We start from the raw sequence: 24,392 nt of genomic DNA, 5'->3' as shown, positions 1-24,392 counted from the left end.
CCAGGGGCGTCACATGCCTGAAGTCCATGCCGACATTTTGAGCCCCGAGCAAACCGCCAGGGCTTTGCCTTACAGCGCCTTGGTCCAAGAGATCGAGGCTTTGCTGAAAGACACCCGCGTTGCTGTGCCGCCGCGCATCGTGCAGCCTTTGCACGGTGGCGGCAGCTTGTTCGTCATGCCTGCGGCCGATGCGCAGGTGGCCATCACCAAACTCATCAGCTTCATCCCGAGCAACGCACAGCGGGGGTTGCCCACCATCCAGGGCGACATTGTCGTGTTCGACGTGCAGACCGGGCAACGCCTGGCGGTGCTCGATGGCCCCACGGTCACCGCACGGCGCACGGCCGCCGTGTCTTTGTTGGCGGCTCAAAAATTGACGCCGCCCCGCGATGGCCCTTTGCTCATTGTGGGGGCGGGGGTGCAGGGGCGTGCGCACTTGGAAGCCTTTCGCGAAGGCTTGGGGATTGAAGACGTTTTCATCGCCTCGCGCAGTGCGGCCAGCGCTGACGCCTTGGTCGCGCATGCACAAGGCTTGGGGCTGCGGGCAAAGCGTGTGGACGATCCGAATGCGGCTTTGGCCCACTGCCCCTGGGTGGTGAGCACCACGCCCGCGCAAGCGGTGGTGTTGACGGGCATGCCGCGCAGCGATGCGTTTGTGGCCGCTGTGGGCGCCTTCACGCCGCGCATGGTGGAGTGGTCGCCCGAGGTGTGCCGCCAGTTGGCTCAGACCGGCACGCTGGTGGTGGACACGCGCGATGCCGACCACGAAGCGGGCGATTTGCTGCAGGCGAATGTGGATGTGCGGGCCTTGCCCACCTTGGCCGATGTGGTCAATGCTTCGCCTTTGTGGCGGCATGCCCCAAGGCCCGACCATGGCCCCGTCTTTTTCAAGAGCTGTGGCTGGGCGGGTTGGGACCTGGCGGCAGCCCGGTGCATGGCCCGTGCGCTTGCATCACAAGGGTGATGCGCTGGGGTTTGGGGGTTTGCGCCCCACCAGTACGTATTGCAAAGCTTGGCTGTGCTGCATGAACTGTTGCGGGTCTACCCCCAGCAATTGAGCCGCTGGCTGCAGGGCTTGCAGCAGGGCTTGCCCGTTTTCAGGCTTGAACACACGGGGAATGATCTTTTCGACGACCAAACCTGTTTGTTGCAACAAGCGCCGCATGTCGCTCAGTGCAAACCAGCGGATGTGGGTGCGGTCAAACAAGCCCGCATCCTGTTGGGGCCAGTGGCCACGGATCAGTTGGGCCATCACGCTCCAGTGCTGCACATTGGGGATACACACCAAGGCACTGCCCCCTGGGCGCAAACACCTTACAGCTTGTGCAAGCACACGCTGGGGCTCGTACAGGTGCTCCAGCACATCGCCAAAAATCACATGGTCAAAGCTGTCAGGCACCAATGCCGCGGTCAATTCGGGGTCGTTTGACCAGTTGGGGATTTGGTCCAGGTTGCGCACCAAGGCCACATCGAGGGTATCGTGGGCTTTGGTCAATTCATCGGCCATCAATTCGATGCCCACATAGTGCACAAGCCCCGCGCAGCGCTGACGCACCGCCCGTGCGAAAGCCCCGGCACCGCACCCAAACTCGGCAATGTGTTGTGCAGATGGGTTGACCACCTCCAGCAAAGTGGGGTTGACGTTACCGTAATAGTGGTTTGGCGTGGCGTGCATAAGATCCGATGGAATACGGAAGTATCTTATACACAGACGCTCGCTGCACGCCGAGGCTCAAGGCCGTCGCATGGGGCCTCAGCCCACCACCACCCGCGTGACCACGCGTGCCATCTCCAAGCACTTGTTGGCGTAACCCCACTCGTTGTCGTACCAGGCCACCACTTTGATGAAGGTGCTGTCCAGCGCAATGCCCGCATCGGCATCAAACACGCTGGTGCAGACTTCGCCACGGAAATCGGTCGAGACCACTTTGTCGGAGGTGTAACCCAGCACGCCCTTCAAAGCGCCTTCGCTTTGCGCTTTCATCTCGGTGCAAATTTCGGCATAGGTGGCTGGTGTTTCCAGCTCGGCTGTCAGGTCCACCACCGACACGTCCGAGGTGGGCACACGAAACGCCATGCCCGTGAGCTTGCCTTTGATGGCCGGGATCACCACACCCACCGCCTTGGCCGCGCCCGTGCTGCTGGGGATGATGTTTTCCAGAATGCCGCGCCCGCCGCGCCAGTCTTTGTTGCTGGGGCTGTCCACGGTTTTTTGCGTGGCGGTGGCCGCGTGCACCGTGGTCATCAGGCCGCGCTTGATGCCCCACTTGTCGTTGAGCACCTTGGTGATGGGGGCCAGCGCGTTGGTGGTGCAGCTGGCGTTGCTGATGATGGCCTGGCCTGCGTAGGTGTCGTGGTTCACCCCATACACAAACATGGGCGTGTCGTCTTTCGACGGCGCCGATATCACCACCTTTTTCGCACCCGCTGTCAGGTGTTTGCCTGCGCTGTCCTTGTCCAGAAACAGGCCCGTGGCTTCGATCACCACATCGGCTCCCACTTCGTTCCACTTCAGGTTGGCCGGGTCGCGCTCTTGCGTCAGGCGAATGCGCTGGCCGTTGACCACCAGGCTGTTGCCGTCCACGGCCACCGTGCCCTTGAAGTGGCCATGCACGCTGTCGTATTGCAGCATGTAGGCCAGGTAATCGGGTTCGAGCAGATCGTTGATACCGACGATTTCGACGTCATTGAAATTTTGCACCGCTGCGCGCAGCACCATGCGGCCGATGCGGCCAAATCCATTGATGCCAATTTTGGTGGTCATGTCGGTGTCTCTTTCCTTGTTGGGTGACAGCAGTGGGCTTGATGGCCAGCAGCAGAGCCAACTGCAATGTAACCATCTTATTTGAAAACATGAAACTTTGTTACATTGCGGGCGCTTGTGAAGGTTTGTTCTGGTTTAGTAACTGATGCTTCATGAGTGGCAAGACCCCAGCAAACAAGGGGCTGCAAACGACATGCGCACACAAGGTGGATACAGGGCGGGACCCATGACCTTTCTGTCCCTTGGCCTGTGCACTGTGCCCGCATGAACGTGTCGTTTCTGCGCATTGGCCTCGCAGCTTGCGACATGGGCGTGCGCTATTTCCTGCGGTGTATGCCGGGCAGCTCGGTGGCCGTCATGGCCATGGACCCATGCTCAACACCCACGGGCCGGATTTTGTAGGAGCCCACCCTGTGGGCGATGGGTGCGGGACAAGCGCTGTGTCAGCGCTGTTGTCGCCGACGGGCTGAGTGAATTTATAGGTCGGCGGCTTCAGCCGAGACATGCAGCGCTCAATCTTCCAGCAACATGCGCTGCAACGCCATTAACTCTTGCGGGCTGAGCCCGATCGCGCCGTGCAAATACTCGCGCATGCCGCCGTGCTGCTGGTCTACCGCCTCAAACGCGGCTTGTAAAAACTCCGGCTGCACTTGCCAGAGCACCTTCATCACATGCGGGTGGCCTTTGCCTTCCAGACTGGCGTCGCGCCGGTACAGCTGGTTGGTGAGCAAGTAGTCGTGCTCGATGGTGTCACGTTCAACGCCCAGCGCTGACAGCAGCAGCGCCGCCGCAAAGCCTGTGCGGTCTTTGCCTGCGGTGCAGTGAAACACCTGCGGGGTGGGTTGCTCCAGCAAATGCTTCAAGAAGCGCCCAAAGGTGTTGGCGTTGCGGTTGACAAAATCGCGGTAGGTCTCGCGCATCAGCTCGACGGTCTCTTCGGTGGTGGGCACGATGCCTTGGGCCACCAAGGCCTGCATGCGGGCAATCACGGTGGGCTCGATGGTCAGGGCCACACGCTGCACCCCCGGGATGTCGTAAGGTGTGGCGGTGTACTCGGCCACCCCACGGAAGTCCAGGCTGTGCCCCACGCCCATCGCCTGTAAACGGGCCACATCGGCATCGCTCAAACCGGCCAGATGGTCTGAGCGGAACACCCGACCACGGCGCACGCGCTGCCCGTGGGACGTCAGGTAGCCGCCGACATCACGGAAGTTGGAAGCGCCTTGCAGCAGCGCGGGGGTTACCGGGGTCATGGTCAGAAAATCCTGGATAAACGATGCATGCATTGTCGTTGCCACGCAGGGGCGAGCTTGTTGCTGCAGGCGACAAAGCCTCATCCGGCCAAGGTGAACGTGTGGGCCATGCCCTGGTTTGGCACACCGCTTGCTAGTCTTAAAAATGCACCTCGATTTGAACCCGCTCCAACCCGTCGGCCCGGGTGTCTCCAGCGCCTGGCGTGACCCCTTGGGGCTCATGCTGGCATCCACAGGCGAGGGCGTGTTCGGGGTGGATCTGGAGGGGCTGTGTGTGTTCATCAACCCGGCCGGGGCCCGCATGATCGGCTTTGAGCCCGAGCAGGTGCTGGGCCAAAACATGCATGTGCTGACACACCATTCGCATGGCGATGGGGCGCATTACCCCATGGACGACTGCCCCATTTACAACGCCTTTCGGCGCGGGGAGCCCTGTCGCATCGACAGCGAAGTGTTCTGGCGCGCAGACGGCAGCAGCTTCCCGGTGGAGTATTCGAGTTACCCGGTCTTTGACTAGGGGCAGGTGCGTGGTGCTGTGGTCACGTTTGTGGACATCACCGAGCGCAAGCGGGCCGAAGACGCTTTGCACCGGGCCAAGGACGAGCTTGAAGTGCGCGTGGCCGAACGCACCCATGCCCTGGAAACCGCTTTGCAACAGCTGCGCGAACTGGCCGCCTGGTCTGACGCTGTGCGCGAAGAAGAGCGCACCCGCATTGCCCGCGAGGTGCATGACGAGTTGGGCAGCTTGCTGGTGGCCCTCAAGATGGATGTGGGTTGGCTGGACAAGCGTTTGTCTGAGCAAGAGCAGCGCGCCGCAGAAGAGGCGCAAGCCATGCGCGAGAAGATGCGAGGCAAGTGTCAAAACATGAGCCGCTTGATCGAAAACGCGGTGGTCAACGTGGGCCGCATCATCACCGATTTGCGCCCCAGCATCCTGGACCACCAGGGCCTGTGGGGTGCGCTGGAGTGGCAGGCGCAGGAGTTTGTGCAGTCGGCTGAGCAAGAACTCAAGTGGTGCATGGAAGTGAACGAGCAACGCGTCTTGCCCGAGCCCATGGCCATGGCCGTGTTCCGCATCTTTCAGGAAATGCTGAGCAACGTGGGCCGCCACGCCCAGGCACGCACGGTGGATGTGGACATGGTGGAGCGCGAGGGCTGGTTGCACCTGTCGGTGGAAGACGATGGCTGCGGCGCCTTGCCGCAGGTGTTTGAGTCGCCGCAGGCCTACGGCATCCTGGGCATGCGCGAGCGGGCGCGTCACTTTGGCGGCGTGATCGACATTGACAGTGCGCCTGGCCGGGGTACCCGCATGCGCTTGTCCATGCCTTTGCCGGTCGGTGAGGTGCTCTCATGAACGCCACGGTGCGTGTACTGCTGGGCGACGACCACAAGATCGTGCGCGAAGGCCTGAAGATGGTCCTGGCCGATGACCCCTTGCTGCAGGTGGTGGCCGAAGCAGAGACCGGCCCCGGCGTGCTGGACGCGGTGCAAACCCTGCAAGGGCCGCAGGGCATCGATGTGGTGCTGCTGGACATCGCCATGCCGGGCATGGACGGTCTGGATGTGTTGCAGATCCTGCGTCGGGACTGGCCCGGCTTGCCGGTGTTGATGCTCAGCACCTACCCCGAAAAACAATACGCCGTGCGCTGCATCCAGTTGGGGGCCTCGGGTTACCTGAACAAAAGCACAGACCCCGATGACTTGATGGCGGCGCTGCGGCGCGTGGCGGCAGGCGGCATGCACGTCACGCCCGCCACGGCAGAGGCGCTGGCCAACCTGGTGAGCCAGGGTCGCACCAAAAGCGGGATCGAACTGCTCTCGCACCGCGAGCATCAGGTTTACCTTTTGTTGACTCAAGGCCACACCGTGACCGAAATTGGTGCACAGCTGAGCCTGGCCCCCAACACCGTGAGCACTTACCGTGCACGCATCTTGGAAAAGACCGGCACAAAGAACGATGTGGAGCTGGCTTTGTACGCGCAAAGCCAGAGCGGGGGCAATTATTGATACGGCCCAATGAAGTTTGAATGGGCGATGGTCTTTTGTCTGTGTAGGAGCCCACCCCGTGGGCGATGGTTTGCAGGGCAAAGGTGAGGGCGTGTGCCACGCCCATCGCCCACAGGGGTGGGCTCCTACAAAATGCCATCCCTTGATCGTTGGCAGAGGCTGCTTTTCTGAGAGATGCAAATCCTACAGAGCATAAACATCGCATTTGTAGGGCCAGCCCTACAAGGCATCGACAAGCCCCTCACGAAATGAAGCCGTGCCCCACAGATGGCACGCATTCAAGGATTTCTGGCCCACAGCTTGCATGGACATGTGCATCTTCAACAAAGCGAGGCCGCCATGTCTGAATTCTTTGACCCGTACAACGCCGACCGTCCCCTGATGCTCAAATGCAGCTGCGGCCGTGACCATTCGCCCGCCGACCACCACGCCGAAGTGGCCGCCGATGCAGCCGCCGCTCAGTTGCGTGCCCGTTCGGAAACCGCCGAGTTCGAAGCCTACAGCCAGGAGTTCATCGAGGCCACCTTGGTCAAGTCGCTGTTCCCGCACGATGAAGAGCGCCGCATGTTCTTGCGCGCTGTGGGCAAAAAGACCGCCATGGCCGCCATCGCCAGCGTGTTGCCCATGGCCAGCTTGCAAGCCATGGCCCAAGAAAAAGGCCCACTGGAAAAAACCAAGCTCAAGATCGGCTTCATTCCAATCACCTGCGCCACCCCGCTCATCATGGCGCATCCCTTGGGCTTTTACAGCAAGCAAGGCTTGGAAGTCGAAGTCACCAAAACCGCAGGCTGGGCCTTGGTGCGCGACAAGATGATCAACAAGGAATACGACGCTTCGCATTTCCTCTCGCCCATGCCCTTGGCCATCAGCATGGGGCTGGGGGCCAATGCCACGCCCATGAATGTGGCCACAGTGCAAAACGTCAATGGTCAGGCCATCACGTTGGCCATGAAGCACAAGGACAACCGCGACCCCAAAAACTGGAAGGGTTTCAAGTTCGGCGTGCCTTTTGACTATTCGATGCACAACTTTTTGCTGCGCTATTACCTGGCCGAAAGTGGCCTGAACCCCGACACCGATGTGCAGATCCGCGTGATCCCGCCCGCCGAGATGGTGGCCAACTTGCGTGCGGGCAACATCGACGGCTTCCTGGGCCCCGATCCGTTCAACCAGCGTGCGGTGTTCGACGAAGTCGGTTTCATCCATGTGTTGACCAAGGATTTGTGGAACGGCCACCCTTGCTGTGCCTTTGGCACCAGCACCGAGTTCATCCAGAAGAACCCCAACACCTTTGCCGCGCTGTACCGCGCTGTGCTCACGGCCGCCGCCATGGCGCGTCAGCCGGGCAACCGCGAGTTGATCGCCAAGGTGATCTCGCCTGCGCAGTACCTGAACCAGCCCGAAGCCGTGCTCAATCAAGTGCTGACGGGCAAGTTTGCCGACGGCCTGGGCAAGGTCATGAACGTGCCTGACCGCGCCGACTTTGACCCCATGCCTTGGCAGAGCATGGCGGTGTGGATGCTCACGCAAATGAAACGTTGGGGCTACATCAAAGGCGAGGTGAACTACAAACAGATCGCCGAAAAAGTGTTCTTGATCACCGATGCGCGCAAGCACATGAAAGACCTGGGTCAGCCCTTCACGCCGGGTTCGGCCTATGCCAAGCACACCATCATGGGCAAAACCTTTGATGCCGCCAAGCCCGAGGAATACCTCAAGAGCTTTGCCATCAGCAAGATGGGTTGATTGGCCATGAAAACCACACACCTCAATTTGCGAGCGGCCATGGTCTCGCTGCTCATGTTCTTGGTCTTTCTGGGGGCGTGGCAGCTGTCGGCCACCGCGCCGTCGGTGGCAGGCGCTGCCAAGGCGGGCATGACGGCCGATGAGATCGAGTACCAGAAGATGATGGGCAAGGACCCCGGTGCCGTCAAAAGCACAGGTTTTCCGCCACCGCTGGAGGTGGGCAAAGCCATCGTGGGCCATTTGGCCGATCCGTTTTATGACAAAGGCCCCAACGACAAGGGCATTGGCATTCAGCTGGCGCATTCGCTGGGCCGAGTGGGTCTGGGCTTTTTCTTGGCCGTGCTGGTGGCCTTGCCTGTGGGTTTCATGATCGGCATGTCGCCCCTCATGCGCAAGGCGTTTGACCCCTTCATCCAGGTGCTCAAGCCCATCAGCCCGCTGGCCTGGATGCCCTTGGCGCTGTACACGCTGAAAGACTCGGATGTCAGCGGCATCTTTGTGATCTTCATCTGCTCGGTCTGGCCCATGTTGATCAACACCGCCTTTGGTGTGGCGGCGGTCAAACGTGACTGGCTCAACGTGGCCAGCACGCTGGAAGTGCAGCCTCTGCGCAAAGCCTTCTTGGTCATCTTGCCGGCCGCAGCGCCCACCATCGTCACCGGCATGCGCATCAGCATGGGCATTGCCTGGCTGGTGATCGTGGCCGCCGAGATGCTGGTGGGCGGCACAGGCGTGGGCTACTTTGTGTGGAACGAGTGGAACAACCTGTCGCTGGTGAATGTGATCTTTGCGGTGCTGGTGATCGGCGTGGTCGGCATGTTGCTGGACTTGGCGTTTGCCCAGGTGCAAAAGGCGGTGACTTATGTGGAGTGACACCAGCGACCGCGAGTTGATCGCACCTTTGCCCACCGACATGTTTGCACCCCAACCCAAGGCCAAAGCCATGAACGCTTTCCTCAAAATTGAAAAACTGGGCAAGGCCTACCAAAGCGACAAGCCGGTGTTTTCGGACGTGTCCTTCAACATCGACAAGGGCGAGTTCGTCTGCATCATCGGCCACTCGGGCTGCGGCAAGACCACCATCCTGAACGTTCTCGCAGGCTTGGACACGGCCACTGAAGGCCATGCTTTCATGGACGGCCGCGAGATCGCAGGCCCCAGCCTGGAACGCGGTGTGGTGTTCCAAAGCCATGCGCTCATGCCCTGGCTCACGGTGCGGCAAAACATCGCGTTTGCCGTCAAGTCCAAGTGGCCAGAATGGAAGACGCCGCAGGTCAATGTGCATGTGGAAAAGCACGTCGGCATGGTGGGTTTGTTGCACGCCATCGACAAAAAACCCAGCCAGCTGTCGGGCGGCATGAAGCAGCGCGTGGGCATTGCCCGGGCCTTTGCCATCCAGCCCAAGATGCTGCTGCTTGACGAGCCTTTTGGCGCGCTCGATGCCCTCACGCGCGGCACGATTCAGGACGAGCTGATGACCATCGTGCGCCAGACGCAGCAGACGGTCTTCATGATCACGCACGACGTGGACGAAGCGATTTTGCTGTCCGACCGCATCTTGCTCATGAGCAACGGCAACGAATCGGGCGGCAGCTATGTGCCCGGTGGCCTGGCCGAAGTGGTGGTCAACCCGCTGCCACGCGAACGCACCCGCGCCCAGCTGCACCACCTGCCGGGCTACTACGACATGCGCAACCACATCGTCGACTTTTTGGTGTCACGCGCCAAAGCCCATTGAATTGTTTCAACCCGAATTTTCATCAACCCCCTCAAGAGGTCTTTCATGAACCGTTTAGAAGTCACCGAAAAAATCATCTCCACCAAAGTGGCCAAAGGCATCAAGTGGAGCGACGTCGCCGAGAAAGTCGGCTTGTCCAAAGAATGGGTCACTGCCGGGTGCCTGGGCCAAATGACCTTTGACGCCAAGCAAGCCAAGGTCATCGGCAAGATCTTTGGCCTCACCGCCGACGAGATCAAATGGCTGCAAGTGGTGCCCTACAAAGGCTCCTTGCCCAGCCAGGTGCCCACCGACCCGCTGATCTACCGCTGGTACGAAATCGTGAGCGTCTACGGCACCACCATCAAAGAGCTGATCCACGAAGAGTTCGGCGACGGCATCATGAGCGCCATCGACTTCAGCATGGACATCGTGCGCCAGCCCGACCCCAAGGGCGACCGCGTGAACGTGGTGCTTTCGGGCAAGTTCTTGCCTTACAAACAGTATTGAGCTGTTTCGGCTGCGCCCCTGGCTTTGTGCAAGGGGCGTGTGTATCGTTAGAACTCCCCCGTTAGGCCACAATGCGCTGATGGGAGGGGTTCAAAATGGTTCAATTTTTCAAGCTGGTTTTATGGAGTGTGTTGGGCGCGTGGGGTGCCACGAACACACTGGCGCAGGGCCTGGACAAGAAAGGCGTGGGCCTGGCCGAGTCTGTGGGTCTGGGGGCGCAGCAGTTGCAAAACTTGCAAGTGGCCTGGTACTACAGTTGGGGCCCCCAAAGCGCGGTTCACAGCAGCGCGCAGTTTGTGCCCATGGTGTTCTCGGTCCGCTCGATCAAGGCGAACATCCATGGCCCTGTCGTGCTGGGCTTCAACGAACCCGACAACGCCAAGCAGTCCAACATGACGGTCCCCGAGGCTTTGCGCTTGTGGCCGCAAGTGGTCGGCAAAGCCCCGCGCGTGGGCTCACCCGCCATGGCGGGCAACCCCGTCAGGGGCGACTGGTTGCCCGCTTTCATGCAGGGGCAGCCCAAGGTCGATTTCATGACCTTGCACTGGTACAAAGGCGCGGATGCTGCCAAGTTCATCCGCGATGTGCAGGCACTGTGCGAGGCCTATCAAAAACCGGTGTGGGTGACCGAATACGCTCCGCAAACAGCAGCGCAAGGCAAAGCTTCACCTGACAAATACAGCCAAGCGCAAGTGAACCAGTTCATCCGCGAGACCGTGGCCTGGATGAACGCCAGCCCCTGCGTAGAACGCTTTGCCTGGCACGACGCCAAGCGCGGCACATCGGCCCTGTTTGACGAGCAGGGGCAGCTCACAGACACCGGACTGGCTTATGCGCAGGCGCGCTGACTAGGCCTGAAAGGCGCTGTCGGGTCAGCGGTTAAAATCTTTCTTTCCCAAGGAGCGTTGCAGCCCGCCGCCTTTCAGGCGCAGCAGGTCAGGCTTGGGGCCTTCAATTCCTGATTGTTTTGCACAACGACGCTCACCTGTTATCCCAAGGTGAGCCTGTGTCTGTTGTCGCGTCTGAAATCGTTTCTGTTCCCCCCATGAAGTTGTCCGGTCTGGAGCCTGTCTCCATCGGCACCGGCTCGCTGTTCGTCAACGTGGGTGAGCGCACCAATGTGACCGGCTCCAAAGCCTTTGCCCGCATGATCCTGAACGGCGAGTACGAGCAGGCCTTGGCCGTGGCGCGTCAGCAGGTCGAAAACGGTGCGCAGGTGATCGACGTGAACATGGACGAAGCCATGCTCGACAGCCAGGCGGCCATGGTGCGGTTTTTGAATTTGATGGCCGGTGAGCCCGACATCGCCCGCGTGCCGGTGATGGTGGATTCGAGCAAATGGACCGTGATCGAAGCCGGTCTGCGCTGCATCCAGGGCAAGGGCATCGTCAACTCGATCAGCATGAAAGAGGGCTTGGACGAATTCAAGCGCCAGGCCAAGCTGGTCAAGCGCTATGGCGCAGCTGCTGTGGTGATGGCGTTTGATGAAAAAGGCCAAGCCGACACTTACGAACGCAAGATCGAAATTTGCGAACGCGCTTACCGCGTGTTGGTCGACGAGGTGGACTTCCCGCCCGAAGACATCATTTTTGACCCGAACATTTTTGCGATTGCCACCGGCATCGAAGAGCACAACAACTACGCGGTGGACTTCATCGAAGCCACGCGCTGGATCAAGCAGAACCTGCCGGGTGCCAAGGTGTCGGGCGGTGTGTCCAACGTGTCCTTCAGTTTCCGGGGCAACGACCCGGTGCGCGAAGCCATCCACACCGTGTTCCTGTACCACGCGATCCAGGCGGGCATGGACATGGGCATCGTCAACGCGGGCATGGTCGGCGTGTACGACGACCTGGAGCCCACGCTGCGCGAGCGTGTCGAAGACGTGGTGCTGAACCGCCGCCCTGATGCGGGCGAGCGCTTGGTCGAAGTGGCCGACAGTGCCAAGGGCGCGGCCAAAGACGAGAGCACCAAGCTGGCCTGGCGCGGCACGCCCGATGCGCCCGTGAACGTGGCGCAGCGCCTGAGCCATTCGCTGGTGCACGGCATCACCGATTTCATCAGCGACGACACCGAAGAGGCCTACCAAGAGATTCTGGCCAAAGGCGGTCGCCCGCTGCATGTGATCGAAGGCCCGCTCATGGACGGCATGAACGTGGTCGGTGACCTGTTCGGCCAGGGCAAGATGTTCTTGCCGCAAGTGGTCAAGAGCGCCCGCGTCATGAAGCAGGCCGTGGCGCATTTGCTGCCCTACATCGAGGCCGAAAAGCTGGCGCAAGAAGCCGCAGGCGAAGACGTGAAAGCCAAAGGCAAGATCGTGATCGCCACCGTCAAGGGCGATGTGCACGACATCGGCAAAAACATCGTCACGGTGGTCTTGCAGTGCAACAACTTTGAGGTGGTCAACATGGGCGTGATGGTGCCCTGCCACGAAATCTTGGCCAAGGCCAAAGAAGAAAACGCCGACATCATTGGCCTGTCGGGCCTGATCACGCCCAGCCTCGAAGAGATGCAGTACGTGGCGGCCGAGATGGAAAAAGATCCGTACTTCCGCGAACGCCAAATGCCGCTGCTGATTGGTGGCGCCACCTGCAGCCGCGTGCACACCGCTGTCAAGATCGCACCCAACTACTCAGGCCCAGTCGTCTATGTGCCCGATGCGTCGCGCAGCGTGGGTGTGGCGCAAGGTCTGTTGTCCGAACAAGCGGCCAAATTCATCGACGATCTGAACAGCGACTACGACAAGGTGCGCGAGCAGCACGCCAACAAAAAACAAACCCCCATGTGGACGCTGGCGCAGGCCCGCGCCAACAAGACACCGATCGATTGGTCACAGGGCGTGCCTGCCGCGCCCAAGTTCATCGGCCGCCGTGTTTTCAAAAACTACGACCTGGCCGAGATCGCGCAATACATCGACTGGGGTCCCTTCTTCCAGACTTGGGACTTGGCCGGGCCTTTTCCCGCGATCCTCGACGATGAGATCGTGGGCGAGCAGGCCCGCAAGGTCTATGCCGACGGCCAAGCCATGCTGCAAAAAATCATCGACGGGCGCTGGGTCACGGCCAACGCGGTGCTGGGCCTGTACCCCGCCAACAGCGTGAATGACGACGACATCGCGCTGTACACCGACGAGTCCCGCACCCAAGTCGCCATGACCTGGCGCGGCTTGCGTCAGCAGACCGAGAAGCAGCGTATTGAAGGCGTGATGCGCCCCAGCCGTTGCCTCGCCGACTTCGTGGCGCCGCAAGGCACAGCGCCAGACCATGTCGGCGTCTTCGCCGTCACCGCAGGCATTGGCGCCGACAAACGCGCCGCCGCTTTTGAAGCCGCGCACGACGACTACAGCGCCATCATGCTCAAGTCACTGGCCGACCGCCTGGCCGAAGCGCTGGCCGAGTGCCTGCACAAAAAAGTGCGCACCGACCTGTGGGGCTATGCCGCAACCGAGGCGCTGAGCAATGAAGAACTCATTGCCGAAAAATACCAAGGCATCCGTCCCGCGCCCGGCTACCCGGCCTGCCCTGACCACAGCGCCAAACAAGCCATGTTTGACTTGCTGCAATGCCAAGACATCGGCATGGGCCTGACTGAGAGTCTGGCCATGACGCCTGCGGCCAGCGTGAGCGGTTTTTACATCGCGCACCCCGAAGCGCAGTATTTCAACGTGGGCAAAGTCGGTGACGACCAGGTGCAAGACCTCGCGCAGCGCAGCGGCGTGCAAGTCAAAGACCTGCAGCGTTTGCTGGCCCCCAACTTATAAAACACCATGCGCAACTTCTGGACGGCTTGTGGCCACCAACACCTGACGCGCAACGAGCGGGGTTGGCTGGTAGCCAGCCCAGACTATTGGCGGCTGTGGCTGCAGCGCCCCGAAATGGCGCTGGTGCCCGAATCGTGCAAGGCCGAAAAGCGCTTGCATGCCGCCCTGGCCGAGTCACCCAACAAGCAGGTCACGCTAGCCGACTACAAACATTTCAAGGACGACGATGTCCGCGAAAACTACAAACTGTTTCTGCGTTTTCGCGATGATGTGGAAAGCGCGGGTTCTCTGGAAGCGGCCTACATGGGCTGGATTCAGAGCGGCAACATCCAGCTGCCGCCCTTGTTCATCGATCTGGTGGTGCAGGCCATCGTGTGCAATGTGTTGACCGGCGTGGACGATGCCTGGGTCTGGCGTGCCGCAGAGCTGCTGTTCAGACGCCAACGCATCACCGTGCAAGAGGGGCGCGTGCTGTCAGGCGACAGCGACACCCTCGACACCTTGCAAGCCACCGGTGGCTTGGGTGAGATGGGCCGCTTGTTGATGGAAGGCGGCGCGCCGCTCAAGGCGGTCGATGTGAAGGTGCTGCACCAGGACAACGAAGACCGTTACCTGTCGCAGCGCGAGGGCTTGGGGCGCTACGCCTTTTTGCTCGACATGACGCACGAAATCCAGAACGAATTACCGCACGGGCTGATCCTGAAAATGGTCAACTCACGCTCAGGGCTCAAGGCCTTGTCGGCGGTGCTCGCCCGCTGGGTACAGCATTTTCTGGGTGTGGCGGTGCAGATCGAGCCGGTGCAAAAAGTGGACGACCCCGCTTGGCGCTGGCATGTGGGTCTGGACGTCACGGCCACCGCTTTGCTCAATGATTTGTACCAAGGCACTGAGCTGACAGCTCAGCGCCAACAACAACTCATCAGCCTCTTCAAGCTGCGCTTTGACAACCCGCAAGACATGCGCGCCGATGTGCAGGGCAAGCCGGTTTATCTGGGCTTGGCGATGAACGAGCAGGGCTTGCTCAAACTCAAACCGCAAAATTTGTTGCTGAATTTGCCACTGGCCCGTGCGGCCTGAACCATGAAACTCATGGGCTCTGTTACAGAGCTTGGCCTTGACGCCTGCGCCCAGCGTGAGCGGTTTCTAAATCGCCCACCCCAAGGCTCAGTATTGCAACGTGGTCAAGGTGGGTGACGGCCAAGTGCAGGACCTCTCCCAGAGAAGACCGGACCTGCGTGATCAGCCCAGTCCCAATAACGCTTTGACAGGCGTCCAAGGCGCAGCATCGCGGGCGGACAGTTGCAGGTGGCCGGTGTGGGCAGATTGGACCAGGCGTTTCAACATGTCAGGCCGAGGTTCGACGGTGCCGGCAAAGCAAAATTCGCCCTCATGGTTGAGGATCACGATTGTCGGAAAGGTTTCGATATCGATGCCAGGCAAAGCGTCTTCGTGGTCCTCAATGTCGATCCAGTGCCAAGCATGCACAGGCTCTTCTGTGGCCATTTGCTGGAACAAGGATTCATAGCTGCGGCAAATGACGCACCACTGTGCGCACAGGCAGGCAATGTGCAAAGGACCAGAGGTAGGGAAAGAAGTCATGAAGAGAGTTTGTCACAGTTTCAAAATCACGGACCCAGCGGTGGTGCTTTGTGCACTGACTTGTCCAATGATGACGATTTGCGCATAACCGGTCGCGTGTAGCGCCACGTGCGCGTGCATCCAGCAGTGTGCCACTGCCGATGGGATGGGGCAGTACCAAAAGTTCACCTGGCGGCACCCCGCGTGTGCGCAGATACGCATCAAGACCGAGCGGTTCGCAGCGCCAGATGCTGAGCCATCCACAAGGCAGCGGTCCCCATGATGCTGGCCAGCAGCAGCCAGCCTAAAGCCAGACCATAGCCTTTGGCGGGTGACCACAGCAGCCCCACGGTCAACGGGGCAAGGGCGCGGGCCAGAGCGATGGGCACACCCATCAAACCATTGAGCTGGCCCACATGCTGGCGGCTGACGTATTGCGCCATGGCTGTGCCTTTGACGATGGTGTTCATGCCATTACCCAGACCGTAAAGCACAACAAACACCGAGGCAGCCAAAGGGTTCAGGCCCCCCGTCAACAGGACCAGAAGGCCCAGTGGGATCAAGGTGGGGATCCAGCGGTTGGCGGTGTGCACATCCCAATGGCGCTCAAAAACAAAGAGCAAGAGGCGGCCCACCACTTGGATCACGCCAATGGCGGCCGGTATGGCGATCACCCAGGCTGGTGGCAGCTGTGCCTCTTGCAGCAAAGCGATCATGTGTGCTGGCAACGCTGAAGTGACGGCCATCATGAACAATGAAAATACCGCCAACAGCCAAAAAGGAGCGTGTCGCAAATGCTCGCGCACCGGTGATTTCGCTGGTGGCTGATCGTCACCCCGGTGCGTCTGGGGCGCTGCATCCTGCAGCAGCCAAGCATGCAGCGGCGCACACACCAACAACTGCAAAGCCGCCAAAGCCCACAGCGCGTAACGCCAACCCCACAGTGCGATCCACCAGCTGGACAGCGGGATGAAAACGGTACTGGCCAGCCCCCCCAGAAATGTGAGGGTGATGATGGCGCGGCGAAAGTCTTGCGCAAAGCGCCGGGTAACCACGGCAAATGCAGGCGAGTAAAGCGTGGCCGCCAAGCCCAAGCCCAGCCATACCCAGACGGCATAAAACGCAGTGACCGATGTGACCCAACTGTGGGCCATCAGGCCCAAGCCTACCCAGATCGAACCGAGTGTCATGACCAGGCGCTCGTGCCCCGCGTCGATCCAGCGGCCCACCGCATAGGCCATCAGGCCTTCGGCCAGCAAGGCCAGGCTGAAGGCCAGCGACGATTGCGCGCGGCTCATGCCCAGCTCGGCTTCGAGCGGGGTCATGAGCAAAGAGAAGGTGTAGAACACGCTGCCCCAGGTGATGAGTTGGGGCAAGGACAGCCAGAAACTGAAGGGCCCTAAAGCCCGAGGGGCAGGGCGGCGAACAAAAAGCATGCTCGCATTATGGTGAGCCTTCTGGCTCCGAAAGGGTCACCTGTGTTCATTGCTCCTTGAGCACGCGCCGGTATTGCACCGCTTCGGCCACATGCGCGGCTTCTACCGTGTCGCTGCCCGCTAGGTCGGCAATGGTGCGGGCCACTTTCAGACTGCGGTGGGTGCTGCGGCCGCTCCAGCCCAGTTGGGTGGCGGCTTTTTGCAGCAAGGCGGTGGCCCGGTCGCTCAGGCTGGCGTGCGCGTCGATGGCCTGTCCTTGCAGGGCCGCGTTGGCGCAGCTTTGTCGGGTCAAGGCGCGTTGGCGAGCGGCCAGGGCGCGGGCCGCGATCGCTTCGGTGCTTTCGCCGGGCGGGGCGTTCAGCAGGTCTTGTGCAGGCAGGCTGGGCACTTCGATGTGCAGGTCAATCCGGTCCAGCAGCGGGCCGCTGAGCTTGCCTTGGTAGCGGCTGACCTGGTCGGGTGAGCAGCGGCAGCTGCGGGTGAGGCTGCCCAGATAACCGCAGGGGCAGGGGTTCATGGCCGCGATCAGCTGAAAGCGCGCCGGGAACTCGGCCCGCCGCGCAGCCCGTGCGATGGTGATGGTGCCGGTTTCCAGCGGTTCGCGCAGGGCTTCGAGTGCGGCACGGGGGAATTCAGGCAATTCGTCCAGAAACAGCACGCCGTGGTGCGCCAGTGAAATCTCGCCTGGCCGGGGTGGCGAGCCGCCGCCCACCAGCGCCACCGCACTGGCCGAGTGGTGGGGCTGGCCGGTGGGCCTTTGGGCCCAGCGCGCCAAATCAAAACGCCCAGCCAGGCTGGCCAAAGCCGCGGCCTCCAGTGCGTCTTCGACCGACATGGGCGGCAACAAACCCGCAAAACGTTGCGCCAGCATCGACTTGCCCGAGCCGGGCGGGCCGACCATGAGCAGCGAATGACCGCCAGCTGCTGCGATCTCCAGCACGCGTTTGACACCCGCCTGGCCTTTCACATCGGCCAGGTCGGCATACTGCGGTGCCTCGGACGGCGCCTGTGCGCTCAGGCGCGTCCAGCCCTCGCCGGGCTCGGGTGGGGGTTCGGCAGAGGGCGGCAGGAACTGCTGAACCACATCGAGCAGGTGCTGGGCGCGAAAGACCTCGGCATCGGGCACCAAGGCGGCTTCTTCGGCGCTGCCCGGGGGCAGCACCAAGCGGGTGCGCACTTGCTGCTGGCGCAGCGCCAGGCTCATGGCCAGCGCCCCACGGATGGGCCTGAGCTCGCCCGACAAAGACAGCTCGCCTGCGAATTCGTGGCCAGCCAGTTTGTGGGCATCGATCTGCCCGCTGGCCGCCAGGATGCCCAGCGCGATAGGTAAATCCAGCCTTCCCGAGTCCTTGGGCAGGTCGGCCGGGGCCAAGTTGACGGTGATGCGTTTGTTGTGCGGGAACTCCAGCCCACTGTTTTGCAAGGCCGAACGCACGCGTTCGCGGGCCTCTTTAACTTCGACATCGGCCAGACCCACCAAAGTGAAACTGGGCAGGCCATTGGCCAGATGCACCTCGACGGTGACTGCGGGCGCTTGCAGGCCGACCAATGCACGGCTGTGCACCAAAGAAAGACTCATATCCCCTCCCTGCCCCATGTTGGTGCATGGTTTGTGTGCGTGCACGCTGTCGTGGCGTGCACATCTTGTTGGAATGGGATTGAACCACGCACAGAGGGGCGGCGCACTGGTGAATGCCCCAGTTTCAAGCGCACCAGGTGTTGGCACGGTCTGTGCTTGGTGTAGATGTCCTCAACAACTTTTCAACGGAGTCCAATATGAAAAAGATCCTCGTTCCTTCCCTGATTGCACTGGCTGTTAGCTCTTTGGCTTCGGTGGCACACGCTGCAGAACCTGAAAGCACCTTGTCTTACAACGCCGGTGTGGTGAGCGATTACCGTTACCGCGGTATTTCGCAGACGCGTCTGGACCCCGCACTGCAAGGCGGCGTGGACTATGCCGACAAGAGCGGTTTCTATGTCGGCGCTTGGGGCTCCACCATCAAGTGGATCAAGGACACACAAGGCGTGACTTCCGGCTCGACCGAACTCGACTTGTACGGTGGCTACAAATTCGCAGTTGGCGACTTCGCCTATGACTTGGGCTTCCTGCGTTACCAGTACGCAGGCAACAACTACGACAAAGCCACAGCCGGCGGCGTGAACGCCAACACCAATGAAGTCTATGGCGCTGTGACCTATGGTTTGTTCACGGCCAAGTACTCGCATGCTGTGTCCGATTTGTTCGGCAACGTCAACAGCAAGAACAGCTATTACCTCGACCTGAGCGCCAATTTGGACCTGGGCGATGGTTTGAGCTTGGTGCCGCACGTGGGCCGCCAGTCGATCAAGAACTCCCCTGGCCTGAGCTACAACGATGCCTCATTGACTTTGGCCAAGGACTTGGGCAATGGCGTGGCTGTTTCCGGCGCGATCGTGGGCACCAACACTTCTGCTTACACCGTCTACAACAGCGACAAGATCCTGAGCAAAACCGGCGTCGTCCTGGGTCTGAAGTACAGCTTCTGATTCCCTTCAATATTTCAAAGGAGCCATCATGAAACTGGTGACCGCCATCATCAAACCCTTCAAGCTGGACGAAGTGCGTGAAGCACTTTCGGGCATCGGCGTGCAGGGCATCACCGTGACCGAAGTCAAAGGCTTCGGTCGTCAAAAAGGCCACACCGAGCTGTACCGCGGCGCGGAATACGTTGTCGACTTCTTGCCCAAAGTCAAGATCGAAGCGGCGGTGTCCGACGAGCTGGTTGAGCGCGTGATCGAAGCCATCGAGTCCGGTGCCCGCACCGGCAAGATCGGCGACGGCAAGATCTTCGTGTACGACCTCGAACAAGTGGTTCGCATCCGCACCGGTGAAACCGGCGGCGAAGCCCTTTGATAGACCAGAAAGAGAGTCGAAAAATGAAAAAGCTACTCGCTTCGTTGGCCCTGGGCTTGTCCCTTGGCTTTGGCTTGTTGGGCGCTGGCTCTGTGGCCATGGCCCAGACCGCACCTGCGGCAGTCACTGCACCCGCAGCAGATGCCAAAGCGGCCGCACCCGCACCGGCTGCTGCCGCTGAGGCCGCCGCACCTGCAGAAGCCGCACCCGCACCTGTGCCCAACAAGGGCGACACCGGCTGGATGATGTTGTCCACTTTGCTGGTATTGATGATGGCTGTGCCTGGCCTGGCTTTGTTCTACGGCGGCCTGGTCCGCAGCAAGAACATGTTGTCCGTCCTCATGCAAGTCATGGTCACCTTCTCGCTGATCTTGGTGCTGTGGTTCATCTATGGCTACAGCCTGGCGTTCACCGAAGGCAATGCCTACATCGGCGGGTTTGATCGCCTGTTCATGAAGGGCATCTGGGACAACGCCGCAGGCACTTTCGCGAATGCCGCCACCTTCTCGAAGGGCGTCTACATTCCTGAAGTCGTGTTCGCTGCCTTCCAGGCCACGTTTGCAGGCATCACTTGCGCCTTGATCGTGGGTGCCTTTGCCGAGCGTGTGAAGTTCACCGCTGTGCTGGCTTTCATGGTGCTGTGGTTCACCTTCAGCTACCTGCCGATCGCTCACATGGTCTGGTTCTGGATGGGTCCTGACGCTTACGCTTCCAAAGAAGTTGTGGACGAAATGACTTCCAAAGCTGGCTTGCTGTGGCAGTGGGGCGCGCTGGACTTCGCCGGCGGTACCGTGGTGCACATCAACGCCGCTGTGGCTGGCTTGGTCGGTGCCTTCATGATCGGCAAACGCGTGGGTTACGGCCGTGAAGCCATGGCGCCTCACAGCCTGACATTGACCATGGTCGGTGCCGCATTGCTGTGGGTGGGCTGGTTCGGTTTCAACGCAGGCTCTGCGCTGGAAGCCAACGGTTTCGCTGCCTTGGCCTTCATCAACACCATGCTGGCCACTGCAGCTGCCGTGATCGCTTGGTGCCTGGGTGAAGCCCTGATGCGTGGCAAAGCTTCTATGCTGGGCGCCGCTTCTGGTGCCGTGGCTGGCTTGGTGGCCATCACACCCGCAGCCGGCAACGTCGGTATCGGTGGTGGCGTGATCATCGGTTTCATCGCTGGTTTCGCCTGCCTGTGGGGTGTCAACGGCCTGAAGAAACTGCTGGGCGCTGACGACTCGCTGGACGTGTTCGGTGTGCATGGCGTTGGCGGTATCCTGGGTGCCTTGCTGACTGGCGTGTTCAACTCGCCAGCCTTGGGCGGCCCCAGCGCCGTGGGCGACTGGGTCACGGTGAGCATGGTGACTGCGGATGCCTACTCCATCGCTGCACAAGTGTGGATCCAGGCCAAGGCCGTGCTCGTGACCATTGTCTGGTCTGGTGTGGTGTCGGTCGCTGCTTACAAGATCGTTGACTTGACCATCGGTCTGCGTGTCTCGGAAGAAGAAGAGCGCGAAGGTCTGGACATCTCCTCGCACGGTGAGTCCGCTTACCACGGTTGATCCCGAGGCCTCTCAAGCGGTGACACCCGTCACCGCCCCAAAGCCCGCAGCGCTTGCGCCCTGCGGGCTTTTTTCATGGGTGCACAAGGTCCGCACATGCCGACATGGGCGAGACAGAAGGCCGCAAATGACGGTGGTAAAGTGCCCCGTCATATTTCGCATTCCTCCCATGTCAAAAACCCAAGAAGTCGACAACGCTGCAGCAGCGGATGTCCTGTCCGAGGACGCGGACGAAAAAACGCTCGTTCCTCTCCAAATTGAAGATTGGCTCACCGTGATCGTGATGGGCTTGCTGTCCCTGATCACCTTTGCCAACGTGCTGGTCCGCTATTTCACTGACCAGTCCTTTGCCTGGACCGAAGAGTTCTCGGTTTTCCTCATGATCGTGCTGGCGCTGGTGGCGGGCTCCGCATCGGTGGCACGCAATCGACAGATCCGCATCGAGTACTTTGCCGACAGCGGCTCTGAAAAACGCCAACGTGCCTTGGCCCGTTTTGGCGCGATCATGGTGTTCGCCCTGTTTGCCCTGATCGCCGTGCTCAGCGCCCGTGTGGTGTGGGACGACTTCCGCTTTGGCGAGACCTCGCCGGGCATTGGCATTCCGCAGTGGTGGTACACCATTTGGCTGCCCGTCTTGTCGACGGCGATTGCGGGTCGCGCGCTGGGCCTGTTCATCCGACGGGGGCGCCAGTCATGATCCCAACGCTCCTGTTCACCGCCTTCGTGGTGATGATGCTGATGGGCGTGCCGATTGGTGCGGCCTTGGGTCTGGCCGGTGCCGCCTGCATTGCCTTGGCCAATGGCGATGCGCAGTGGTATGGCCTCTTGGCTGTGCCGCAAAACTTCTACGCCGGTTTGGGCAAATACCCGCTGCTGGCCATCCCCATGTTCGTGTTGGTCGGCTCGATCTTTGACCGCTCAGGTGTCGCTTTGCGCTTGGTCAACTTTGCAGTCGCCATCGTGGGCCGTGGCCCCGGCATGTTGCCCTTGGTGGCGATTGTGGTGGCCATGTTTCTGGGCGGCATTTCAGGCTCAGGTCCCGCCAATGCGGCAGCGGTGGGTGCGGTCATGATCGCGGCCATGTCGCGGGCCGGTTACCCTGCGGCGTTTTCGGCCAGCGTGGTCGGCGCGGCGGCCGCCACCGACATTCTGATTCCGCCTTCGGTGGCCTTCATCGTGTACTCGGTGCTGGTGCCCGGCGCCTCGGTGCCGGCCTTGTTTGCAGCCGGCATGATCCCCGGCGTGCTGGCGGGCATTGCCTTGATCGTGCCCACTGTGTGGATGGCCCGCAAACACAAGATGGGTGCGCACGAAGCCAGCTTGCCGCGTCCCGAATTGTGGAAAAGCTTTGTCGAAGCCACCTGGGGCCTCGCTGCGCCCATTTTGATTTTGGGCGGCATGCGCGCCGGTTGGTTCACGCCCACCGAAGCCGCGGTGGTGGCCGTGTTCTATGGTTTGTTTGTCGGCATGGTGATTTACCGCACCATCAAGCCGCGCGACTTGTTCATCATCTTGCGCGAATCGGGTGAGCTGTCGGCGGTCATCTTGTTGGTGGTCTCGCTGGCGGGCATCTTTGCCTTCTCACTGTCCACGCTGGGCGTGATCGATCCGGTCACCAACGCCATCGTCAACTCAGGTCTGGGTGAATATGGCGTTCTGGCTTTGCTCATCCTCATGCTCATCACCGTCGGTATGTTCCTCGACGGCGTGTCCATCTTCCTGATCTTTGTGCCGCTCTTGTGGCCCATCGTGCAGTTCTACAAATGGGACCCGGTCTGGTTTGGCGTGATCCTCACGCTCAAAGTGGCGCTGGGTCAATTCACCCCGCCGCTGGCCGTGAACCTGATGGTGTCTTGCCGCATCGCGGGTGTGCGCATGGAAGAAACCGTGCGCTGGGTTGGCTGGATGCTGTTCTCGATGTTCCTGGTCATGCTGGCCGTGATCGCCTGGCCCGAGCTGGCCCTGTGGTTGCCGCGCCAGATGGGCTATTAAGATTGCCGCTGTACTTTTTCAAAACAAGGAGACTTTTCATGAAACTTCGCCGTCACCTGCTCAGCCTGCTGGCTGCTGCCACCGCTTTGGGTGCATTCTCGGCCCCTGCTGTTGCGGCCGATTACAAAGCCGAATACCGCCTGTCCATCGTGCTGGGTCCACCCACGCCCTGGGGCCAAGCCGCCAAGCTCTGGTCTGACATGGTCAAAGAACGCACCCAGGGCCGCATCAACATCAAGCTGTACCCCGGCGTCTCGCTCATCCAGGGTGACCAAACCCGTGAATTCAGCGCCCTGCGCCAAGGCGTGATCGACATGGCCGTGGGCTCGACCATCAACTGGTCGCCCCAGGTGAAAGAACTGAACTTGTTCTCGCTGCCTTTCTTGATGCCCGACTACGCCGCCATCGACGCGTTGACCCAAGGCTCGGTGGGCAAGAAGATTTTCCAGACGCTGGACAAATCCGGCGTTGTGCCACTGGCCTGGGGTGAGAACGGTTACCGCGAAGTGACCAACTCCAAGCGTGCGATCAAGTCGCCAGCCGACCTCAAGGGCATGAAAATTCGTGTGGTGGGCTCGCCCATTTACTCCGACATGTTCAGCGCCATGGGGGCCAACCCCACACAAATGAGCTGGGCCGATGCACAGCCCGCGCTGTCCAGCGGCGCGGTGGACGGTCAAGAGAACCCGCTGTTCCTGTTCAACGTTTTGAAGATGCAAAACGTCGGTCAGAAATTCGTGACCTCGTGGGGCTATGTGGCTGACCCCTTGATCTTCGTGGTCAACAAGGACATCTGGGCTTCGTGGACACCGGCTGACCAAGCCATCGTGCGCCAGGCTGCCATCGACGCAGGCAAGCAGGAAATCGTCATCGCCCGCAAAGGCCTGACCGAAGCCGACAAGCCCGCCTTCAAAGACATCGCCGCCATGGGCGTGACGGTCACGCACCTCACACCTGCTGAGCGCGAGGCCTTTGTGCAAGTGACCCGTCCTGTGTACGAGAAGTGGAAAAACACCGTGGGCGTGGCCCTGGTGAAAGAAGCCGAAGACGCGATCGCCGCACGCAAGAAGTGATGCCTGACGTGGCCAGCATCAACGTTGCTGGCCACGCGGTTTCTTGTCGGGTTCTTTGATCACCGACCTGCGAAGAGGCTCAGTTGTAGTGCTTCGTCGGAGCTTCAGCTCCGACA

The 24,392-nt window shown here is 60.8% G+C and carries 22 protein-coding genes, 1 pseudogene and 1 riboswitch; of the genes and pseudogenes, 17 read left to right on the top strand and 6 right to left on the bottom strand.

The window, feature by feature from the left end; all coding sequences use genetic code 11:
• Nucleotides 1-13 precede the first annotated feature (13 nt).
• Complete coding sequence (locus tag B9Z52_RS08725; RefSeq protein ID WP_108413463.1) at nucleotides 14-964, top strand: delta(1)-pyrroline-2-carboxylate reductase family protein; 951 nt, start codon at nucleotides 14-16, stop codon at nucleotides 962-964.
• On the opposite strand, the gene B9Z52_RS08720 is transcribed toward B9Z52_RS08725, so the two are convergent.
• Together B9Z52_RS08720 and gap are read right to left on the bottom strand one after the other, a co-directional pair.
• On the bottom strand, nucleotides 953-1,675 hold the full coding sequence (locus tag B9Z52_RS08720; protein ID WP_108413462.1) for a bifunctional 2-polyprenyl-6-hydroxyphenol methylase/3-demethylubiquinol 3-O-methyltransferase UbiG: 723 nt from the start codon (nucleotides 1,673-1,675) through the stop codon (nucleotides 953-955). The genes B9Z52_RS08725 and B9Z52_RS08720 overlap by 12 nt on opposite strands.
• Before the next feature lie 78 nt (nucleotides 1,676-1,753).
• Nucleotides 1,754-2,764, bottom strand: a complete 1,011-nt coding sequence (gene gap, locus B9Z52_RS08715) for a type I glyceraldehyde-3-phosphate dehydrogenase (RefSeq protein ID WP_108413461.1) — start codon at nucleotides 2,762-2,764, stop codon at nucleotides 1,754-1,756.
• Between the two features lie 264 nt (nucleotides 2,765-3,028).
• Between gap and B9Z52_RS08710 the strand changes: the two genes are divergently transcribed.
• A complete protein-coding gene (locus tag B9Z52_RS08710; RefSeq protein WP_199222063.1) occupies nucleotides 3,029-3,166 on the top strand; it encodes a hypothetical protein in 138 nt (45 codons plus the stop codon).
• Between the two features lie 110 nt (nucleotides 3,167-3,276).
• Here B9Z52_RS08710 and B9Z52_RS08705 read toward each other — a convergent pair whose 3' ends face one another.
• On the bottom strand, nucleotides 3,277-4,017 hold the full coding sequence (locus B9Z52_RS08705; RefSeq protein WP_108413460.1) for a tyrosine-protein phosphatase: 741 nt from the start codon (nucleotides 4,015-4,017) through the stop codon (nucleotides 3,277-3,279).
• Between the two features lie 145 nt (nucleotides 4,018-4,162).
• Between B9Z52_RS08705 and B9Z52_RS08700 the strand changes: the two are divergent.
• From B9Z52_RS08700 to B9Z52_RS08660, 9 genes and pseudogenes are all read left to right on the top strand, one after another.
• Nucleotides 4,163-5,371 (top strand): annotated as a pseudogene (locus B9Z52_RS08700) (PAS domain S-box protein).
• Nucleotides 5,368-6,024 carry a response regulator transcription factor gene (locus B9Z52_RS08695; RefSeq protein WP_108413459.1) on the top strand — a complete coding sequence of 219 codons (657 nt, stop codon included), beginning with the start codon at nucleotides 5,368-5,370 and terminating at the stop codon, nucleotides 6,022-6,024. Before B9Z52_RS08700 ends, B9Z52_RS08695 begins: the two are co-directional and overlap by 4 nt.
• A gap of 339 nt (nucleotides 6,025-6,363) precedes the next feature.
• Nucleotides 6,364-7,770 carry a CmpA/NrtA family ABC transporter substrate-binding protein gene (locus B9Z52_RS08690; RefSeq protein ID WP_108413587.1) on the top strand — a complete coding sequence of 469 codons (1,407 nt, stop codon included), beginning with the start codon at nucleotides 6,364-6,366 and terminating at the stop codon, nucleotides 7,768-7,770.
• 6 nt (nucleotides 7,771-7,776) lie between these two features.
• The gene (ntrB, locus tag B9Z52_RS08685; protein ID WP_108413586.1) at nucleotides 7,777-8,643 is read left to right on the top strand and encodes a nitrate ABC transporter permease; all 867 of its coding nucleotides are present in this window, start codon (nucleotides 7,777-7,779) and stop codon (nucleotides 8,641-8,643) included.
• Complete coding sequence (locus B9Z52_RS08680; RefSeq protein WP_108413458.1) at nucleotides 8,633-9,508, top strand: ABC transporter ATP-binding protein; 876 nt, start codon at nucleotides 8,633-8,635, stop codon at nucleotides 9,506-9,508. The genes ntrB and B9Z52_RS08680 overlap by 11 nt, the downstream gene beginning before the upstream one ends.
• Nucleotides 9,509-9,553: 45 nt before the next feature.
• A complete protein-coding gene (cynS, locus tag B9Z52_RS08675) occupies nucleotides 9,554-9,997 on the top strand; it encodes a cyanase (protein WP_108413457.1) in 444 nt (147 codons plus the stop codon).
• A 95-nt stretch (nucleotides 9,998-10,092) separates the two neighbouring features.
• Nucleotides 10,093-10,845, top strand: coding sequence for a glycosyl hydrolase (locus B9Z52_RS08670; protein WP_108413456.1), 753 nt, complete (start codon nucleotides 10,093-10,095; stop codon nucleotides 10,843-10,845).
• Between the two features lie 43 nt (nucleotides 10,846-10,888).
• Nucleotides 10,889-10,987: riboswitch (S-adenosyl-L-homocysteine riboswitch) on the top strand.
• Nucleotides 10,988-11,042: 55 nt separating this feature from the next.
• Nucleotides 11,043-13,754: a methionine synthase gene (gene metH, locus B9Z52_RS08665; RefSeq protein ID WP_108413455.1), complete on the top strand. Its 2,712-nt coding sequence runs from the start codon at nucleotides 11,043-11,045 to the stop codon at nucleotides 13,752-13,754.
• A gap of 6 nt (nucleotides 13,755-13,760) precedes the next feature.
• Nucleotides 13,761-14,831, top strand: a complete 1,071-nt coding sequence (locus B9Z52_RS08660; RefSeq protein WP_108413454.1) for a DUF6352 family protein — start codon at nucleotides 13,761-13,763, stop codon at nucleotides 14,829-14,831.
• A 162-nt stretch (nucleotides 14,832-14,993) separates the two neighbouring features.
• Here B9Z52_RS08660 and B9Z52_RS08655 read toward each other — a convergent pair whose 3' ends face one another.
• From B9Z52_RS08655 to B9Z52_RS08645, 3 genes are all read right to left on the bottom strand, one after another.
• Complete coding sequence (locus B9Z52_RS08655; RefSeq protein ID WP_108413453.1) at nucleotides 14,994-15,353, bottom strand: thioredoxin family protein; 360 nt, start codon at nucleotides 15,351-15,353, stop codon at nucleotides 14,994-14,996.
• Nucleotides 15,354-15,553: 200 nt separating this feature from the next.
• Nucleotides 15,554-16,768, bottom strand: coding sequence for an MFS transporter (locus tag B9Z52_RS08650; RefSeq protein WP_108413452.1), 1,215 nt, complete (start codon nucleotides 16,766-16,768; stop codon nucleotides 15,554-15,556).
• 46 nt (nucleotides 16,769-16,814) lie between these two features.
• Nucleotides 16,815-18,347: a YifB family Mg chelatase-like AAA ATPase gene (locus tag B9Z52_RS08645; protein ID WP_108413451.1), complete on the bottom strand. Its 1,533-nt coding sequence runs from the start codon at nucleotides 18,345-18,347 to the stop codon at nucleotides 16,815-16,817.
• Between the two features lie 197 nt (nucleotides 18,348-18,544).
• Between B9Z52_RS08645 and B9Z52_RS08640 the strand changes: the two genes are divergently transcribed.
• From B9Z52_RS08640 to B9Z52_RS08615, 6 genes are all read left to right on the top strand, one after another.
• Nucleotides 18,545-19,294, top strand: a complete 750-nt coding sequence (locus B9Z52_RS08640) for a TorF family putative porin (RefSeq protein WP_108413450.1) — start codon at nucleotides 18,545-18,547, stop codon at nucleotides 19,292-19,294.
• A 28-nt stretch (nucleotides 19,295-19,322) separates the two neighbouring features.
• A complete protein-coding gene (gene glnK, locus B9Z52_RS08635; protein WP_108285680.1) occupies nucleotides 19,323-19,661 on the top strand; it encodes a P-II family nitrogen regulator in 339 nt (112 codons plus the stop codon).
• A 23-nt stretch (nucleotides 19,662-19,684) separates the two neighbouring features.
• Entirely contained in the window at nucleotides 19,685-21,211 is a 1,527-nt protein-coding gene (locus B9Z52_RS08630) for an ammonium transporter (RefSeq protein WP_108413449.1), read from the top strand.
• Nucleotides 21,212-21,380: 169 nt separating this feature from the next.
• Nucleotides 21,381-21,908, top strand: a complete 528-nt coding sequence (locus B9Z52_RS08625) for a TRAP transporter small permease (RefSeq protein WP_199222062.1) — start codon at nucleotides 21,381-21,383, stop codon at nucleotides 21,906-21,908.
• The gene (locus B9Z52_RS08620) at nucleotides 21,905-23,203 is read left to right on the top strand and encodes a TRAP transporter large permease (protein WP_108413447.1); all 1,299 of its coding nucleotides are present in this window, start codon (nucleotides 21,905-21,907) and stop codon (nucleotides 23,201-23,203) included. The genes B9Z52_RS08625 and B9Z52_RS08620 overlap by 4 nt, the downstream gene beginning before the upstream one ends.
• 38 nt (nucleotides 23,204-23,241) lie before the next feature.
• Complete coding sequence (locus B9Z52_RS08615; RefSeq protein WP_108413446.1) at nucleotides 23,242-24,276, top strand: DctP family TRAP transporter solute-binding subunit; 1,035 nt, start codon at nucleotides 23,242-23,244, stop codon at nucleotides 24,274-24,276.
• Nucleotides 24,277-24,392 lie beyond the last annotated feature (116 nt).

It is taken from the genome of Limnohabitans sp. Jir72 (genome assembly GCF_003063575.1).
Taxonomy (GTDB): Bacteria; Pseudomonadota; Gammaproteobacteria; order Burkholderiales; family Burkholderiaceae_C; genus Limnohabitans_A.
The sequence above is the reverse complement of the archived record's forward strand: the minus strand, read 5'-3'. Positions and strand labels throughout refer to the sequence as shown.